The sequence below is a fragment of the Marinobacter zhejiangensis genome (assembly GCF_900114775.1).
Taxonomy (GTDB): Bacteria; Pseudomonadota; Gammaproteobacteria; order Pseudomonadales; family Oleiphilaceae; genus Marinobacter; species Marinobacter zhejiangensis.
This window is the reverse complement of record NZ_FOUE01000003.1, coordinates 211209-229459: the sequence shown is the minus strand read 5'-3', so window position 1 is coordinate 229459 and position 18251 is coordinate 211209. Positions and strand designations below refer to the sequence as shown.

Annotated in this window: 16 protein-coding genes; 11 read left to right on the top strand and 5 right to left on the bottom strand. The window is 57.1% G+C overall.

What is annotated here, in order from left to right; translation table 11 throughout:
• Positions 1-32: 32 nt before the first annotated feature.
• Positions 33-2525: a penicillin acylase family protein gene (locus BMZ67_RS10910; RefSeq protein WP_092022517.1), complete on the bottom strand. Its 2493-nt coding sequence runs from the start codon at positions 2523-2525 to the stop codon at positions 33-35.
• 163 nt (positions 2526-2688) lie between these two features.
• On the opposite strand from BMZ67_RS10910, the gene BMZ67_RS10905 reads away from it, so the two are divergent.
• The 8 genes from BMZ67_RS10905 to BMZ67_RS10870 all read left to right on the top strand — a co-directional run bounded on the left by BMZ67_RS10905 (position 2689) and on the right by BMZ67_RS10870 (position 12369).
• Positions 2689-3828: a helix-turn-helix domain-containing protein gene (locus BMZ67_RS10905; protein WP_092022515.1), complete on the top strand. Its 1140-nt coding sequence runs from the start codon at positions 2689-2691 to the stop codon at positions 3826-3828.
• A 37-nt stretch (positions 3829-3865) separates the two neighbouring features.
• Complete coding sequence (locus BMZ67_RS10900; protein ID WP_092022513.1) at positions 3866-4633, top strand: ATP-grasp domain-containing protein; 768 nt, start codon at positions 3866-3868, stop codon at positions 4631-4633.
• A gap of 29 nt (positions 4634-4662) precedes the next feature.
• A complete protein-coding gene (locus tag BMZ67_RS10895) occupies positions 4663-4842 on the top strand; it encodes a hypothetical protein (RefSeq protein ID WP_092022511.1) in 180 nt (59 codons plus the stop codon).
• A 143-nt stretch (positions 4843-4985) separates the two neighbouring features.
• Positions 4986-6656, top strand: coding sequence for an alkaline phosphatase D family protein (locus tag BMZ67_RS10890; RefSeq protein WP_092022509.1), 1671 nt, complete (start codon positions 4986-4988; stop codon positions 6654-6656).
• Between the two features lie 91 nt (positions 6657-6747).
• On the top strand, positions 6748-8868 hold the full coding sequence (fdhF, locus tag BMZ67_RS10885; protein ID WP_245749953.1) for a formate dehydrogenase subunit alpha: 2121 nt from the start codon (positions 6748-6750) through the stop codon (positions 8866-8868).
• On the top strand, positions 8868-9860 hold the full coding sequence (locus tag BMZ67_RS10880; protein WP_092022505.1) for a 4Fe-4S dicluster domain-containing protein: 993 nt from the start codon (positions 8868-8870) through the stop codon (positions 9858-9860). The genes fdhF and BMZ67_RS10880 overlap by 1 nt, the downstream gene beginning before the upstream one ends.
• Positions 9853-10692, top strand: coding sequence for an iron-sulfur cluster-binding protein (locus tag BMZ67_RS10875; RefSeq protein ID WP_092022503.1), 840 nt, complete (start codon positions 9853-9855; stop codon positions 10690-10692). The genes BMZ67_RS10880 and BMZ67_RS10875 overlap by 8 nt, the downstream gene beginning before the upstream one ends.
• Positions 10693-10764: 72 nt before the next feature.
• On the top strand, positions 10765-12369 hold the full coding sequence (locus tag BMZ67_RS10870; RefSeq protein WP_092022501.1) for a metallophosphoesterase family protein: 1605 nt from the start codon (positions 10765-10767) through the stop codon (positions 12367-12369).
• 90 nt (positions 12370-12459) lie between these two features.
• On the opposite strand, the gene BMZ67_RS10865 is transcribed toward BMZ67_RS10870, so the two are convergent.
• From BMZ67_RS10865 to BMZ67_RS10850, 4 genes are read right to left on the bottom strand one after another with little or no spacing between them, the layout of a single operon-like run.
• Positions 12460-12867: a hypothetical protein gene (locus tag BMZ67_RS10865; protein ID WP_092022499.1), complete on the bottom strand. Its 408-nt coding sequence runs from the start codon at positions 12865-12867 to the stop codon at positions 12460-12462.
• Between the two features lie 51 nt (positions 12868-12918).
• The gene (locus BMZ67_RS10860; RefSeq protein WP_092022497.1) at positions 12919-13308 is read right to left on the bottom strand and encodes a roadblock/LC7 domain-containing protein; all 390 of its coding nucleotides are present in this window, start codon (positions 13306-13308) and stop codon (positions 12919-12921) included.
• 25 nt (positions 13309-13333) lie between these two features.
• Positions 13334-13861, bottom strand: a complete 528-nt coding sequence (locus tag BMZ67_RS10855) for a GTP-binding protein (protein ID WP_092022496.1) — start codon at positions 13859-13861, stop codon at positions 13334-13336.
• A gap of 14 nt (positions 13862-13875) precedes the next feature.
• Entirely contained in the window at positions 13876-14847 is a 972-nt protein-coding gene (locus BMZ67_RS10850) for a hypothetical protein (protein WP_139214363.1), read from the bottom strand.
• A 784-nt stretch (positions 14848-15631) separates the two neighbouring features.
• On the opposite strand from BMZ67_RS10850, the gene BMZ67_RS10845 reads away from it, so the two are divergent.
• The 3 genes from BMZ67_RS10845 (at position 15632) to BMZ67_RS10835 (ending at position 18209) form a co-directional block, all read left to right on the top strand.
• Positions 15632-15994 (top strand): CidA/LrgA family protein, encoded by a 363-nt coding sequence (locus BMZ67_RS10845; protein WP_092022492.1) that lies wholly within the window; start codon positions 15632-15634, stop codon positions 15992-15994.
• Complete coding sequence (locus tag BMZ67_RS10840; protein WP_092022490.1) at positions 15987-16721, top strand: LrgB family protein; 735 nt, start codon at positions 15987-15989, stop codon at positions 16719-16721. The genes BMZ67_RS10845 and BMZ67_RS10840 overlap by 8 nt, the downstream gene beginning before the upstream one ends.
• A gap of 126 nt (positions 16722-16847) precedes the next feature.
• On the top strand, positions 16848-18209 hold the full coding sequence (locus BMZ67_RS10835; RefSeq protein ID WP_092022488.1) for an MBL fold metallo-hydrolase RNA specificity domain-containing protein: 1362 nt from the start codon (positions 16848-16850) through the stop codon (positions 18207-18209).
• Positions 18210-18251: the final 42 nt, after the last annotated feature.

Here is an 18251-nt window from a genome sequence, read left to right as displayed (position 1 = left end):
AGCGGGGCCAACTATCGCCAACTGTTACCTCGTCAGAGCCGCTCTGCGCTTAGCGTAACGGTTTCAACGGTTTCGGCTTTGACACTCTCGCTATCAAACAAAACCGGTCGCCATTCGAGGTTACTGTATTTTTCTGCTTGGTCGGTAAAGTGCTCTCCTTCCGGATCATGGTCCTGACCGTAAGTGAGGAACATCTGGGCTGAAGGTCCCTGGTCGGTGTACTTCAGCGCCATCACAATACTGGTGCCGTAGTTTATCCGGTACGCCAGTTCATCACTGCCGTTGCCATCTTCATCCAACGCGGTCAGCAGGCTGCCGGCCTGAGGGGAACCCGTCAACGCATTGGCCAGATCGGAGGTACTGCGCGACGGCACCTTGGTTTCCGCCATATTGAAGACCCCTTCGAACGAATAGCCACCACTGACCGGAATGCCTGTCAGCCCCTCCGCCTTGAGCACGTACTGAAGGCTGCCCAGGGGCGCATCGAGAGCGATACCCGCATCAGAGAACTGCTTCGCGGCCCGGGCCAGGGCGACAAGTACCGGGTCATTCTGGGGATCGGCAGTATTGATCGGCGCCAGTCCCGCCGGGGTTGTTGCCGGTTGCGCCGGATCGAAGGCGGTTGCAAACAGGTCATCACTGAGCGAGCGGTGGCTTGCTACGCGGAACGCCCCCAGGAACTCCCGCATCAGGTGCGCGCCCTGGCTATCTGTGTCGTAGCGGCCGTCCCAGTTGATCAGCGCCTGGCAGGCTGCCGTCAAGTCATAGGATGCCCCATCCAGCTGAACGCTCGGGTAATTGACGCAACGCTGGGTCAGCTGGGTCTGCCAGTCACCGGAGAACAGCGAGCCGTTATGAGTAAGCACCGTCATCAGTTCCGCCATGGAATAACGGCCATCCAAGCCCGCCAGGCCATTGCCACTGACGTCGCTGATCAGCTGGGCATTGTAGCGGGTACGGGTGCTACGAACCGTGCCTTCCGGGCCGTAAAGGAGACTGTACCCCTCCAGCGGAGCGTCAAGGTTGCTTAACCAGTGACTGCTGTTGGCATTGAAGACGTAATCGGTACGGGTCTGCTTGGGCGCCTTGCTGAATGGCACCAGGCCGGGGGCCAGGGTATCGCCACTGTCACGCCACTCGTACAGGAACGAATCGCCGGGCAACAACACGCTGCCAGCCCCATCCTGCCAGATCGGTGCCAACTGCGGTGCTGCAGAGGCTATCTTCCAGTACCCCTCGGCATAAGGGGTGAGCTGTGGAACCTGGGTGCCATCAATGTAGCTGGCGGTCCCTTCCCGGTCGATCATCAGGGTGTTAACCCATGGAATGCCCTGGTGGTCTTCAAAGGCCTGGAAGAACTCGCTTCTTGAGCGCGCTCTGCCCATAGCGACCCACTGCTCCAGCATACGGGTGTTTCCAGCATTTGCATCCCGGTAGGTAATCGCGCTTGAGCCGCTCCACCCCAAGGCCGGCGACAGCGAAGACAAATTGACCATCGGGCCAAAGTGGCTGAAGTAAACCGGCTGGCTGTGCTGCGCCAGACTGCCATCCGGTTGCTTGACGTCGATGGTCACCGTTTTACTGGTGATGTCCCGGAAGGCGCCATCGAACTCGTAACGCATCGGGTCATTGGGGTCCAGCTTCAGCTGATAGAGCGTGAAACGCTTGGACTGGGATACTGTGTGAGTCCACCCGAGATGATCGTTAAAACCAATCACCACCGCTGGCAGGCCAATCATGCTCACTCCAGTGATATCTAGCTCACCCGGTATGGTCAGGTGATTCTGGAAGAAGCGCAGCTCACCGTCCCAAGGGAAGTGAGGGTTCGCCAGGAGCATGCTGTTGGCACCTTCAACCCGGTCGCGGCCCAATGCCCATCCGTTACTGCCGATACCCTCAGAGGTAAATACCTGGGCGGAATCCAGCTCTGCGCCCAGGGCGGCAATGGCAGCACTTGGGGGCTGGGCAGCGGCAATTGCCGGCAGGAAGTTACGGCTGCTGGCCAGCCCAGCAAGATCGAGCTGGTAGGCTAACAGGTCAAGGGCCGTAATAGGCTCAACCCATTCGGCATTACGGCACGGTGAGGGATAGTCGGCTGGCCCCGACCGTTCATCAAGCGACCGGTTGAATCCTGCCGCGAAGCCCGTGAGCAATTGCTTCGAAGTGTCCGTTAGACCGGCATACAACTCCGCAGCCTGAGCCGGGTAGTCCAGCGCTTTATAGCCAACGTCCGTCAGGATGTTGGCGTGATTGGCTCCAGGACCAAAATAACGGGACTTTTCGGAGTTCAGCTTGACCAGTTGCTCCGATAAAGTGCAAAGGTTGTTACGGGCGTGCGCATAGCCCATCCCATAACCGAGGCTACCGTAATCACTGGCGGTAATATGGGGAACGCCGAAACCGGTGTACCGGATTGTGGCATCATAGGGCCCGAGCGGTTGCGGACCGCTTGCATTTTCAGAGCCGCCATTACAGCCTAGTAAAAGCGCACTGCCAAGCACTGCGCCAATTGCACTCAATCGCATAGATGTTCCTCACCTAGTTATCGTTGTATGGGTGGCGAGGGCCTATTAAAAGCAATTTGAACCTAAGATTCGTCTGCTTCGATGGATTCGAAAGACAAAATATTTATCTAATAAAAACAATTGATTGAACGTACAGTTCGATCCATCCATACGTGAGGTAGAGATGAATTACGTATCGGCAGCAGCTGCATTGGTGTGTCTGTCCATCGGGGTGATCCTGTTGTTTGCCAGCCTGAGCTGGCTGGTTAACCGGCAACAGGACCGTCTGCCAATGGCCTACCTGATCGCCATGCTGAGCCTGATTGTGCTTCAGTCTATGGAGTACCTGTACCTCCAGACCGAACTGATGCACCGGTGGCCATTCTTCCTCAAAATCGCCGATGCGCCCGTGGTTATGCTTCCGTTCTGTCTTTTCGGCTACATCCGCGCCCTTCAAGGCGACAATGTGCTGGCCAACTGGCGCGCCCGCTGGCTGCATGCCCTGCCAATGATCCTTGTCGCCGCCCTGGCGGTCCCTTTCTGGCTATTGCCCTCAGAGGAGCAGGTCTACTGGCTCATGCAGGGGCGGATATCGGAATCCCTCTGGCAGCCGGCCGCGCTGTATGGCACCCCCTATCTTTCAGTGCTGATTGTGCTCAGTCTGTTCTATTGGTGGCGCCAGCAACGGCTCGGCATCAGTAGCCGCAAACCGGCGGTGCAAGACTGGGTAAACCGGCTGCAGCTGATTCAGCTCATCATCGCCACATCACTTATTATTCGCACCATTATTTACTACCTGATCGATTGGCAGATTTCGGAGATCTACTTTCTCGCCCCGACAACCGCCTACCTTGCCTACCTGCTGCTGACATTTGCCCATTTGCCGGCGCATATTCCACGAGCCACGACGCCGGAAATCAAACCAGCCGCCGCCAGCAATGACACGCCCAGCCAGGCAGCTGTTGAGCCCGAAGCGGCCGCCCATTTCGGTCTGCTGACCGACGCTATGAAAGACGGCCTGTTCCGGCTCAACGACCTGACCCTGGGCAAACTCGCCCAACAGTGCGGCATCACCACGCACCAGGCTTCGGCCGCTATCAACCAGTGTTCAGGCGGCAATTTTTACGATTGGCTTAATGGCTTCCGTATCGATGCGGCCTGCGAGGCCCTGACCCAGTCAACAATCTCAGTCACACAGATCTGCTACGACGTCGGTTTTAACTCCAAATCCACATTCAATACCGCATTCCGACGCATTACCGGCTGCACCCCCACCGAGTTCCGCAAGCGACAAACTGCTTGCCAGCCACCCTCCACCGCCTAAAATAAGGACTTCCAAACTGCCCGCCCGTTGTTAATCCATGAACCTGATCTCCTTCGATATCTTTCGTACCCTGGGGTTTCCCGACACCAAAACCCTGAAGCCAGAACAGTTCCTGAACCACAAGGAGGAGCTAAAACAGGCAGATTGGGTGCTGTACCCTGAGTACTGGCAGCTGAACGCGCTGGTGCATGGCCTTAAGTGCCGGGTTTTCCCGAGCGTGGCCAGCTATCGCATTGGCCACGACAAGATTGAGATGACCCGAGCCTTCCAGACCGTTGCCCCTGAGCACACGCCCTGGACCCTCATTGAGGCCAATGGCCATCAGGAACGGGAAATGATCTGGGACACCATGGTGTTGCCGTTTGTGGCCAAGCGCCCAAAAGCCAGCATGGGAGAAGGAGTCTGGCTGATCAATGACCGCCAGGACTGGCAACGCTACTGTGACGAAGCCGACGTGCTGTATGCGCAGGAATACCTGCCGATCGACCGGGATATCCGCGTGGTCATCGTGGGCGACCAGGTCGTAACCGCCTACTGGCGGCATCAGTCCGACCAGGGTTTCTACAACAACGTTGCCCGGGGCGGCCGGATCGACACCAGCCCGGTACCAGAGGCAGCCCTTGAACTGGCGTTACGCTTGGCCAGAGACCTGGACGTCAACCATGCCGGATTTGACATTGCCATGGTGGGAAACCATCCCTATGTGCTCGAATTCAACCGTCTGTTTGGCAATCAGGGGCTGGATAAAAGCGATGTGCTGCGGGACGCTATCCTCGATTACCTGCACCAACAGAGCCAGCCCTGAGCTTCACGCCCCTTTTCAGGAGTCCAACCATGGCCACCATCCTGCCGTTCAAGAAGCCCGCCAAGAAGGCTCCCCGCAAGGGCTTGTGCCAGCACGACTTCCACAAATGGGAGGTGTGCAAGGAGAAGCAGTTTGACGTAAAACAGGGCAAGCTGGTCACCGTCTACCGCTGTGCCCGCTGTGGAAAACAGAAAGTAAAGGCCCACTAACCTGTCTGAAAAATAAGCAGTCGCCAAGGACAGGCAGACTGGATCAATGACTGACAAACCGAAAAAGTTAGCATTGAGAAATACTGAACGGCCAACTAGTCTCTTGGTCGTCATTCAAATCATGGAACGATAGGAGTCCCCTAATGCATGGACTGCAGGATCCCAGCAACTACGAATCGCTGAAATCAAAACTGTCATCGGCCGCAATCGTCGGCCACACCACCGCAACTACCGCCCGCCTCTGGACCCGGGTTTATCGCGACGGCCTCTGGCACTTGCTGGTCAGCCACCGGCCCCTGGACCATGACAGCTATACCCTGTCCAACAAGTCCATCGCGCAGCTGACCACGCAGCATCCCGACATCCTTCATGCCAGCCATACCTTCAGTCCATCCTCTGACCTGACTCACACCTTTGAAATTGATGGACTCCTGGCAAACACCCGTTACTACTATTACCTGGTCGCCGATAACGACCGCCCAGAAATCAGCCGTCGGGTGGAGTTGGGCGGTAATCATGACTACTGGTTCAGGACTCTGGCCAAGACCCCCGCCAGCCTGTGCTTTGGTTTTTACTCCTGCCACGACCCGTTCAGCGTCAGCCCCAGCCATGATGGCGCCTGGAGCCACTTCCTGGATGCGCTGGACGATCGCAAAGCCGATTTCGTCATCGGCGGGGGCGACCAGGTGTATTGCGATACCAACGACAAGTCCCGGATTCAGGACGTCTGGCAGTGGCTGGCGTTGAACAAGAATGCGCTGATCCAGAACCACCGCCACGCTGACGGCAGTCTCGACAAGCCCGCCCTGGTGGCCTACTTCACCCAGCTCTACCGCACCTATTACCGGATCTACTGGAACTTCGAGAACGTGCTGTCGGTGTATCGCCGCTACCCCCAGTACATGATTTGGGACGACCATGAAATCATGGACGGTTGGGGCTCCCTGACGGAGAAGGAGCGCAAGCTCAAGCTGCGCCATTGGCTGCAGGACGATGATGATGAGGTCAACTATGAACTGGTGATGCTGATGTTTGAAGCCGCTGCTGCGGTTTATGAAGAGTATCAGCACTGCCACAACCCTGGCCCCGGGAATAACCTGAGCGACCTGCCCCAGTGCCAGTGGGACTACACCATGAACCATGGTGAGTTTGCCTTCTTTGTGCTTGATGTACGGGGCCACCACGACTGTGAGCCCGCTGACAGCGACCATAAGCTGCTGGGCAGGGATCAAATGGCGCGCTTCCGGCGCTGGATCAACGCTGCGGCAACCAAGAAAAAGAAGGCCCTGTTCGTTGTATCTCCTGTACCCATGGTGCACTGGAACGAAAAGTTCGTGGATACCGCCGATTTTGGCAGTCAGAAGGACGACTTCATGGACGAGTGGGGACACAGCAGTAACCACGCCGAGCGCCGAATAGTGCTCGACTTGCTCCTGAAGCGGTCCCACGAGAGTGGCATGCCCATTACCATCCTGAGCGGTGACGTGCACTGCGCCAGCGCCTTTCGCATCCGCCAAGACAACCGCTTTCCGGGTGCCCGCCTGTTCAACCTGACATCCAGCGCCATCTCCCGAGCTCCCGCACCCGGTCTGGCGGTCGCGGCCATGCAGAAATCCGCAAACATCGACGGCTACGAAGGGGGCCGTTTTGAGCAGTTGTACCGTTTTGCTGGCGAAAACAATTTCGCGCTGATCAATGCGGATGTCCGGGATGGCGAATTAAGTTTGTCCGCGAACCTGTTCTGGGCTAAGCCGGGGCGTGACAGCATGACCCAGAAAGTGATCTGGCTTCACAAACCCGGCAAGCAGCGATAGGCATCAACAAATATTCTGAATACGTCTGCAAAACCGGCAACCATCGCCCACAATAAAGAAAGAGTCAGGGTAATAGACGAGGGAGGCGACGGTGCCGGGCAAACAGGCAGTCCAGACCATTTGTCCATTCTGCGGTGTCGGGTGCGGCATGCATCTTCTGGTGGATGACCAGAATAGAGTCGCCGCCGTCTCGCCCCAGGGCGATCACCCGATTAGCCGGGGCAAGCTCTGCGCCAAAGGCTGGAGCACCCCCTTTGCTATTGAGCCAGGGGATCGCATCCGGCAACCGCTGATACGAACCGATGACGGCTTCCGCCCGGCCAGCTGGGACGAAGCCCTGGAAGTCATCCGCTATGGGTTGCTCGACATTCTCAGTCAACTCGGCCCAACCGCGGTCGGCGTCATCAGCAGTGCCCGAGCCAGCAACGAGGACAACTACGCCGCCCAGAAGTTTGCCCGTGCGGTGCTGGGAACCAACAACATTGACCACTGCGCACGGATTTGCCACAGCCCCACGGTTGCCGGCCTGAAACAGACTCTGGGCTCAGGTGCCATGACCAACAGCGCGGCGGACATCGACTCAGCGGAGGTCCTTGTTGTATGGGGAGCCGATGCCACCGAGAACCACGCGATTCTCGGTGGACACATCATTGAAGCCAAGCTCCGGGGGGCCACCCTCATCGTGGTTGACCCACGCCGTACCCGGCTCGCCAAGCTGGCCGATCTGCATTTGCAGGTAAAACCGGGAACGAACATCCTGCTGGTCAACGCCCTGCTCCATGAAATTTTCCGCCATGGCTGGCAAAACCAGGACTTTCTCGATAGCCGCTGCGAAGGGGCCGATGCGCTTCGCAAATCGGTCAGGGACACCAGCCCAACCCAACTGGCAGATGCCATTGGCGTACCGGCCGAACAGATCGAGGCGATGGCCCGGACATACGGCCAGGCAAACAGCGCCATGATTCTCTATGGCATGGGCATTACCCAGTTTGTCAGTGGCACCTTCAATGTTATGGCACTGTCCAACCTGGCCCTCAGTTGCGGCCAGATTGGACGGCCCGGCACCGGCATCAATCCGCTGCGAGGACAGAACAATGTCCAGGGAGCCTGCGATATGGGGTGCCTGCCCAACGTCTACCCCGGCTATCAGGACGTAGCAGACCCGGCTGTCCGGCAACACGTCAGTGATTACTGGCAATGCCCACTCCCCGACCACACCGGGCTTACGTCCATGGGGATGACTCAGGCCGCGCTGCGAGGCGAGTTCAAGGGGCTGATCCTGTTTGGCGAGGATCCGGTGGTGACCGACCCAGACCAGAACGAGGTTTTGGCTTCACTTAAAGCGTTGGACCTTCTGGTTGTCGCCGAGCTGACCATGACCGAAACCGCCCGCCACGCCCATGTCGTGCTACCGGCGGCATCATTCGCGGAAAAGAACGGTACCTTCACCAACTGCGAGCGCCGGGTTCAACGAATTCATCAAGCCATCCCACCTGTTGGTGAAGCCCTGGGTGACTGGCAATGGCTCGGCGCAATTGCCCGGCAACTGGGCAGCAGCAGCCTTGACTGGACCAACAGTCAGGCCGTCTTTGACGAAATGGCGGGGATGACCCCCAGCTACAGCGGCATGAGCTATGAAAAGCTTGCCCGCCAGCATGGCCTGCAATGGCCCTGTGATGATGCAGCGCCCGAGGGTACCCCCACACTTCACCAGACAGAATTCCCGATTGGCCGGGCCCGGCTCATCCCCGTACATCATGTCGACATCGACGAACCGGCAGATGCTGACTACCCCCTGCAACTCACCACCAACCGGCTGCATTTCCATTATGGCTGCGGCTCAATGAGCCGGAAGTCGCCGCTGCTCGAACGGGAAACTCCTGATGGAATTCTGTTCATAAGCCCCGAGGATGCCCGCAACCTGAGGCTCAAGAATCACAGTGCCATCGGCATACGCTCTCGCCGTGGCTACCTCGAAACCCGGGCCATCATTACCGATGATCTGCCACCGGGGTTGGTGAGCATGCCGTATCACTTTAGTGAAGCGCCATCGAACCAGCTCACAAACCGGGCCATGGACCCGGTATCAAAAATGCCCGAACTTAAAGTGTGTGCCGTCCGGATTACGCCCCTGCCGGAAGGGCAGGCACCGCGTACCATTCAATCGATTCGGGCCAGTGCAGCACCCCCAAGTGCCCGGGAGAACTCCTGATGATCCACTATCGACTGGCAGAACTGGCTGAGCTGACCCGCCACCTGGGGCGCACCCGGCAAGTCTGGCAACGCTCCGGCGCCAAGGAGTGGTGCCAAGCCGACGCCAGCAACCCGCCGCCGCTTGAGGCCGGTCGCTCAGTCCAGTCCGCCAAAGGCTTTTTCTTTGCCGAGCAGGAACACATCTTTGAGTTCGACGGCCGTTACTTTCGGGAAACCCTACCCAAGCCAGCACCGTTCGCCCTGATTGGCGTCAGCAGCTGCGACCTGGTCGCCATTGCCTATCAGGATCAGTTCTTTGCCAGCGACCCGCACTACCAGGCCCGGCGCCAGCAGGCCCTGTTGGTGGGACTGGAATGCACGGTGCCTTGTGAACATGGCTTCTGCCCTACGGTGGATGCAGGCCCCGCAGCCCGCCCGGGTACATCGGACCTGGTGTTGCATCCGGTTGGAAATGGTTGGCTACTGACGGTCACCAGCGAGCAGGGGCGTAAAAGCCTGCAGGGCCTGAACCTCACGACAGCGCCTGAAGCCATGAAACAACAGCGCCAGGCGCAACTGGCGGATTGTGAACGCCAGTTTCCCGACGACCAGCATATCCGGGACGGAGTACAAGCACTGAACGCTGGCACCGTCAACGCATCAACGTGGCAGCAGATGGGCGTTCAGTGCCTGAGTTGTTCCGGTTGTACCAGCCTGTGTCCGACCTGCTCCTGTTATGGGGTTCAGGACCAATCAGCCGATCAGACGATTACCCGCCGCCGCTTCTGGGACTCCTGCCTGTACGATGGCTTCCAGCGCGAAGCCAGCCAACACAACCCCAGTGACGACGCTGGCGCACGGGTATACCGGTTCTGGTACCACAAGTTCAGTGACGATTTCCGCAAGGACTTCGGCCGCTACGGCTGTGTCGGCTGCGGACGCTGTGAAGCCACCTGCCCCGGCGTCATTGGTATCCACTCGGTCATGAAACGGATCAGCCAACATGACTAGCCTCACCCCAATGGTCGCCGAATTGGTGGACTACTACGATGACGGCGAAGCGGCCCGTCACTTCCAGTTCCGTCTGCTGGACCAGCAACAGTGGCCGCCCCCGGAGCCAGGCCAGTTCTTCATGTTGTCTGTCCCCGGTGCTGGAGAAATCCCCCTCACGTTCACCCAGCTTCCTGACCAGAACCAACACTGGTGGGCGCTGGTTCGGCGAATGGGTTCAGTCACCAGTGCCCTGTTCCGGCTCGAGCCCGGAGCGATCTTAGGCGCCAGGGGGCCATTCGGACGGGGTTGGCCCAGACCTGGATCAGACCAAACCCCGGTTCTGCTTATCGCGGGCGGCTGTGGTCTGGCACCTCTGGTCAGCCAGGCCGAGCGTTTGCTCGAAATGAACCTTGGTCCCGTTGCCCTGATCTACGGAGCCCGCAGCCCCGAAGCACGGGTGCTGGGGCGCGAACGCGACCGTTGGCAGCACAAACTTGCGCTGTTTGAGGTGATCGAACAAAGCCCGGGGCAGACGGCACGACGGACACCACTGGACGCGCTGCCGGATGTTCTGGCGCACTGGGGACACGAGCCCGGAGCCACATTCATGTGTGGTCCAGAAGCCATGATGACCGCCCTGAGCCAGCGCCTGATCGAACGGGGCATCCCGCCATCCTCAATCTGGCTATCCCTGGAGCGTAGAATGCACTGCGCCACAGGCACCTGTGGTCACTGCTACCTCAGCCACAGGTATGTCTGCCAAAGTGGGCCCACATTTGGCTGGCCAGAACTCGAACTGCTTATGCAACAGCCCGTTACTACACAAACGCCCCCTTTGCTATCCTGCTAAAAGACGCTAAAACCTTCGCCCACACTTTGGTTCAATGGGAACCCAGAGCAACCCACTTTAAGGTGTCCACCTATGCCAGACCGTACTTTGCAACTTGAGCACATCGCTCACAAGCTCAGCCTCGACAACTTGCAAAGCATTGGCACCCTGGACCCGGAGCAATCCATTCCCCTCAGCCGGGTCTATGAGGCCCTCACCGGTGAAAAGAAGGACCTGGTTCATGGAGAGTCGTTTACCGGCCGCCCCGGCACCAGCATTTTCCTGTCCGATAACCTGGTGCTGAAGATCCATTCCAACCTGCACCTGAACCAGAAGAACTCCGAAGAGTGGGCCCGCCGGGCGCTGGAAAGCGAGCGAAACTACGGGGTCCATCACCCCAGCAAGACCTGGATACTGGTTCACTATCAGGAGCATATCTGGATTGGCAACGCCACTCCCTTGCTCACCCCCCTTCACCAACACATGATTCATGGTGACCCCTCCCAGTTACCCAGTATTTTCAATGACTACTTCCGTCTTTACATGGCAGTCGCCGAACGTTTCGAGAAAATGCTGGATGCCGGCCTTTCCAATTTTGGGCTGGACACCGATAACAGCCTCTATTACCTGGATGACGACGCCTACAACTGGGACGATTTTTCCGCGCTGTCCAGCTCGCTGGGCGTGTGGGTTCGGCAGTATGAAAGCCTGGATATTGGGGTATTCCAGTCGATGGGAGAAGCCATACGGGCCGCAGCCCTGGCCAGTTTCAAAGACCGCCACTGGGCCACAGTGATTCAGGAACACCTGCGGGATCTCTACATCGCCAATGACAACCAGAAAGAACGCATCGCTGCGATCAGCCTTGGACTGGGCTCAAGCGACCGGTCAACCGAATTCGGCAGTGTCAGACCCGGGGCCCTCAATGACCTCCCCATCGGCCAACTGTTCAACCCGGGCCATGGCAAGATAGCTATCCTGGCTGACATACATGCCAACCTGCCTGCTCTGGAAGCGGTTATGGAAGCACTGAAGCATCATTCGGTGAGCTATGGCATCGTACTTGGAGATATTGTTGGCTATGGTCCCCACCCGGGGGAATGCATCGACCTTTTGCGCAGCTCCCCCTTGCAGGTGATCAAGGGCAATCACGACCACGCTGCAGCCACGGGCGGTGCCCGCGAGGGCTTTTCTGCCATGTCCCGATGGGCCATCGACTGGACCATTCCCAGGCTCTCGGACCTGCAGAAGGCCTGGCTATCGGAATTGCCACTATCAGCCCGAGGGGATGACTGGCTGGCCATTCATGGCGCGCCTCAGGATAAGTCGTTCTTTAACGGTTATGTCTATCGCATGACCTACGAGGACAACCTCGATAACCTGAGCCAACGCGGTATCCGCTATTGCATGCACGGACATACTCATCTTACCGGGGTTTACTACCGCAAGGGCAAATCAGATGGGCACAGCACCGGGCACGAATTCAGCCTTGATGGTATCTCTCATGCACTCATTTGCCCGGGCTCAGTCGGGCAGCCCAGGGGCGGAAAAACCGGCGCAGAGTTTGCGCTGTTTGACCCCGAGAACCAAACCTTCAGCTTCTACAATATTGATTACGATATTCAGTCCACGATCGACGACCTGAACCGGTATCAATTCCCGCCTCAGCTGGCTTCAAGGTTATTGCAGGGTAAATAACAGGTAAAGAAGGTGTTGCGGCAGGACTTGCGGAAAGGAGCAAGAGAAACAAGGGTGGGAACAATTCCTCCACCCTTGAATCGGACTAGATCAGGGGCAAAGCGGAGCCACTTTAGGCAGCGCGCCACGGAGGGCAGCCCATCCCATGCCAAGGTTCGCCTTCTTGCCAGTAATCAGCACCATCAGTGCGTTGGGCTTGCCTGGAACGATGGACATGAAGTGGAAGGTTTTTTCAGTGGTCATCTGCACTTCCTGAACCAGCTGCTTCACTTCGGCACCGCGCTGAGACGCAATCAGCTTCTCAACCGTACCTACGGTTTTACCACGGAACATGTCAACAGCCGCAGCCGCGACCGCGTCCAGGTAACTCTGGGTGAAGTAGGGAACGTTGTGTGCTACGGAAAGCAGCAAACCAGACTCCAGGTCTACTACAGCAGCGCCCAGGCCATCGTTTACTTCCGATACAATACCTTGACAAATCTCGTTTAATGATGCCATTGCTTTATGGTCTCTCTATCTCTGGGTGGGGTTTCAGGGTTTAGCTCGCCGTTACCGGAGTTTTTCGTCGAGCTTTTCCACAGCACTACGACTAATACTATGCAGCATGCCGAGATTGGCATTTGCTCGGGCAATCACACTTAACACCAGCTTTTCTTTCAGACGCAGCGTTAGAATGTAGCCGTTGCTGTTCTCAACGATCACATAACGACACTGTTGCTGGTCTGCTTCCACCGCGATGGTTTCCCCAAGGGCCAGAACGGAACTCATCATGGCTGCAAGCTTGGGCGCTGGCATGTCCTGCTTGAAGCTCCTGACCACGTCATGGCCATCCACGGTTGAAATCAATACGCCATAGACCGCATCGCACTGACTCATCATGTCGTCGAACACGCTCTGGCAAAATTGGGCACCACTTTCGCTGATTCTTACCTGACTCATAGTGTTGGCTAATCCTGATAATCAGTTACGCAAATTCAAGCAGGGAAACCAGAGCTTCAATCATCAGCGAAACATCTCCCTGCTCACGCACATCCACTTCAAGTACCGGGAACATAAGCCCTCGCTGGCTCAGCGCCTGATAGAAATCGTCTACGGCTGGCGTGTCGTTCACATCTCTCTTGACCAAACCAATCACCGCCCCGGTTTCAGCAACAAAATCGGCGAAGTTATCCAAGTACATCCCCATGTCGGCAATCGGGTCGGCGCGGGTGCAATCCACCAGCACAATCAGCCCCAGGCCGCCCTGGACCAGAATCTTCCACATGAACTCGAAACGCTGTTGCCCCGGTGTTCCATAGAGGAATACCTTCTGGCCGTCTTCCAGGGTGAGCTCGCCGAAGTCCATAGCAACCGTGGTTTCACTTTTTACGTCCGCAAGCTCATCTGTGGTGGCCGTATCGGTACGGACCGGCGGCACTTCACTGATCGCGGCAATCGCAGTCGTTTTTCCTGCTCCGGGCGTACCAGTAATGATTACTTTGATTTCAGACATCGACAGCTAAACCCTTATGCTCGTGTATTGGCCAACCGGGAACGAATTTTTGCAAACAACCCCTTTCGTTCTGTAGGGAGTTCCGGTTTAGCAGCTGGTTTATCGGGTTTGGCCGCATCCCCACTCTGCGCAACCAGTATTCCGGTCAGAGAAGCGGCGTTGATAAAGGCGATAATGTCGAACTCCGGAACACCTGAGACAGACCGGATCTCTTCAATGCTCATGGCATTCTTTCGGGTCAGCATGGAACACAGGGTGAGTACTGTCTGGGAAGGTCTCACCAGCCCAAACCCAGGCCAGCGGGTAATCCGGAACAGGCCGCCTTGCTCCAGGCCATCAATCAACCGGCCATGGGAGCCGCTTTGACCAACCAGCCACAACAGAGCTTTCTGGTCTAACCACTTGATTGAGCCATCGGGGGGAAGGTTCACATCAGCCCCACGGGTAACCTGAAACTCCTGGAACGGGTGCGCCAGCAACGCGGCAAGTGACTCTCCGGATTCGGAGGTACTGAAGCATCTGCGCTGCCGGTCCAACACCACTTCACGGTCGCCAAACGTCAGGCGCAGCAGCCCCTCAGAGTGGCGGGCTACGCATTCCGCAAGCGTACTGATTTCTGAAGGTGCCTGTGTCGAAGGGGGCGGCGTCGATGAAGCTGGAGCCTTGTCGGCTTTACCCGGGTTCTCTTCGATATCTTTCAGAACGGCAATCAGGTCTGCCGCACGCAACGGTTTGGCAAGCCTTCGGGCAAAGGAGATGCCGGGAATCTCACTGGAGTATGCAATCGTATTCCGTCGCACTGACTCTGGCTTGGTATTCCAGGCAGCCACGGCCTCCGAATTATCAAAGTCCAGCAACAGGGCGTCGACCATCACATCGTCCCTGTATATCCACTCTTCTGATGTTCGCGCTCCAAGCAGGTCGATCAATGACTTGAGCACGGTCTCATCTTTGGCGGAAAGACCAATACTGGAAAGGTATTTCAAACCCTCACTCCCAACAAACAGAAAAATAGGGCCTATCACCCTACATTGGTGACAGGGTGTCCAGAGCAACTCCGGGGTTACGCCGTCAACATAAGAGCGTGGGCTACATCAGAGAGATACCTGAGTACCGAGTCGGGGGTCAGGTGTTTTGGAGGCGATTTTCGACTAGCCACTGACTGCTGGGCAGCAATTGATTTCATGCCACTTCTCCCTTACCAAACGCCGCTAGAGCCGTTTGAGATAGTGAGTTACACAACCAGTCGGTCGTCGTTCGATATACTGGAAACTTCCCTTCGCACGAAGGCCGCCTATGAAACTCGGTCATACCGGACGCCCTTTTCAAAACAGACACGTCCGACAATTCATTGCTTAAGGCTAGGTGGCAAGCGTCAACCTGACAAGAAATCGGTGGTATTAATTTGTATGGAGATTGTTTTAATTTTTAGAACGAAAACTATGAACTGTTACTTTTATCTATAACCTTTTGATTTGCCAAAGTACGCCCTTAGTTTTAAGACCATCGTACCAACTTGACAAATATTGCAAAATCCGAATTCAGATCCCAAAAAACAGAAATAGCCAAAAAATCTATAGTACTTAAGTAGATGCATGCTTGACGCATGGCATCGTCGCTACGCTCCTGCCTTATCCCGTTACAGTTCCATCACCTGCTCAACCCCCAACAAGATGATGCTACTACTCATGGTTTCATGACCCCGTTACCCTCATAATGTCGTGAAATCGTTCACAGAATTCCCTCACCCAGAAAGATAAGGCTGTCACCATGCCCCTGCTGAGAGGCTTTTTAACGCTTCTGTTGTTTCTGATCCTCGGCGAGGCGATGCGCCTGCTATTCCTCCTACCCATCAGCGGCGGCATTATCGGCATGCTGTTGCTGACCTTCTGGGCGATGGTTTCCGGAGGCATCAGCGAGGATCTCGCACTGGCCAGCCAGAAACTTATAGCCATCCTGATCCTGTTGATCATGCCTGGCGTGGTCGGCGTCTTTTTCCTGGGCGGCCATTTTGACGGCCAGTGGTTGGCGATCACCCTTGCGCTGCTGGCGGGCACCTTCCTGAGCGTACTCACCACCCTGCTGATCCTTCGCGTTCAGGTAAGGCCCGATCAGGAGGCAAGTCATGACTGACCTGATCGCACGCTTCCAACAACTGGCCCCGCAGCTGCTGAGCACGCCGGCGCTCTCGGTATTGATGACGCTGATTGCCTATTTTGTCGGTGTTAGCCTCTTCCGCAAGCTGAAGCAGCCAGTCTGGTGTCCGCCGGTCCTGATCGCTGCGGTGCTGCTTGCCATCATGCTGTCGCTGCTATCCATCAGCTTTGAGGAGTACCGTACCGGTGCCAACTGGCTATCGTTCCTTCTGGGGCCAGCGACCGTGGCACTGGGTGTCCCGCTCTACCAGCAGTTCCATCACATCCGAGCCATGTGGCGTCCGATTCTCGCCACCGTTCCTCTGGCCGCGACCGTTGCGGTGCTCTACGCACTGGTGATTGCCTGGGCGCTCGGCGCATCCACCGAGGTGCTTGCCTCTCTCGCCCCCAAATCGGTCACGGCCCCGATTGCCATTGGCATTAACCAGCAGATTGGTGGGTCCGTGTCACTACTCATGGGGAGCCTGCTGGTCACCGGCGTAGTAGCGTCCCTGTTTGTGGACTGGCTGTCCCGCTGGCTGAACATCTCCGACGACCGACTGATTGGACTGACGCTGGGCATTAATGGCCACGCCATCGGTACCGTGCGCGCCTTTGAAATCAGCGCTACCGCGGGCGCCTTTTCATCCCTTGGTATGGGGTTGACCGGCGTGTTTACTGCCCTGCTGCTGCCGTTTGCTCTCGACACCCTGAATGTACTGTAGTCGCCGATGCCGATTGCCGCCAGATCACACTCAAAGTGCTATAGATCAAAGCCAAAATAGCTTTTCTGGTCCATAGTAAGGGTATTCTGCGTAACAGGGCATCATCAGGCTCGAGGAAGCAAACAGATGGAACTTCAGTTTCTTGGCGGTACTGGCACAGTCACCGGCTCGCGATACCTGCTCACCGAAGGCAAGCACAAGCTGCTGGTGGATTGCGGCCTCTATCAAGGTGTAAAAACCCTGCGCCGACGTAACTGGGCCCCTTTCCCGGTCGACCCAGCGGCGTTGGACGCGGTGATCCTGACCCACGCCCACATTGACCACTCCGGCTATCTTCCGGCGCTGGTGAAACAGGGGTTCCGCGGCAAGGTCTACTGCGCCAAGGCAACCCACGACCTGTGCCGGGTGCTCCTTCCCGATGCCGGCTATCTGCAGGAAGAAGACGCCAAGTACGCCCGCCGCAAGCGCTTTTCCCGACATGAAAACCCGGAACCGTTGTTTACCGAGAAAGATGCCTGGGCAGCCCTGAAGCATTTCGAGTCGGTACACTACCACGAGGCCTTTGAGCCAGTGAAAGGGGTTACCGTTAACCTGACGCCGGCAGGGCATATCCTCGGCTCTGCCTGTGTACATGTGCATCACGCCGACAGCAACCGCACCGTCGTGTTCAGTGGTGATGTCGGACGCCAGAACGACCCCATCATGCGGGCACCGGAACCGCTGGCCAAAGCCGATGTACTGATCTGCGAATCAACCTACGGTGATCGTTTGCACGACACCAGCGATCCTGAGCAGATCCTCACAGACATCATCACCACCACGTCCGCCCGGGGTGGTATTGTGCTGATCCCCGCCTTTGCCGTAGGGCGGGCCCAGATGCTGCTGTACCTGATTCATAAACTGATGCAGGAGCACCGCATTCCCCGCTTGCCGGTCTACCTGAACAGTCCGATGGCCATTAAAGCGACGGAGATCTTCTGCAATCACCATAAGGAACACCGGCTATCCAGCAGCGACTGTGCACTGATCGACCACAACACCCAGTTCATCAAATCCGTCGAAGAGTCCATTGAGCTCAACGGCAAGCGCTTTCCCAGCGTTATCATTTCCGCCAGTGGCATGGCCTCCGGCGGCCGGGTTCTGCACCATCTCAAGGCACTCCTACCGAACCCTCGCAACAGCGTTGTATTTGCCGGGTTTCAGGCGCCAGGAACACGTGGCGATGCGCTCGTAAACGGCGCAGAATCCGTCAAGATCCACGGTGAGCATTGGCCGGTCAAAGCAGAAATCTTCAATCTCGACTCGCTGTCGGCCCATGGCGATTATGAGGAGATTCTTGATTGGCTGGGGCAAGGTAGCCTGAGTCCGGACCGGGTCTTCGTCACCCACGGAGAACCCCTGGCCAGCGACATCATGCGCAAGCGCATACGTGACCGGTTCGGCTGGGACGCCTGTGTTCCAGACCTTTTCGAAACGGTTTCAATCTAGGGATTGCAACGAATCATAAGCGCGAGTAACCTAAATACTGTA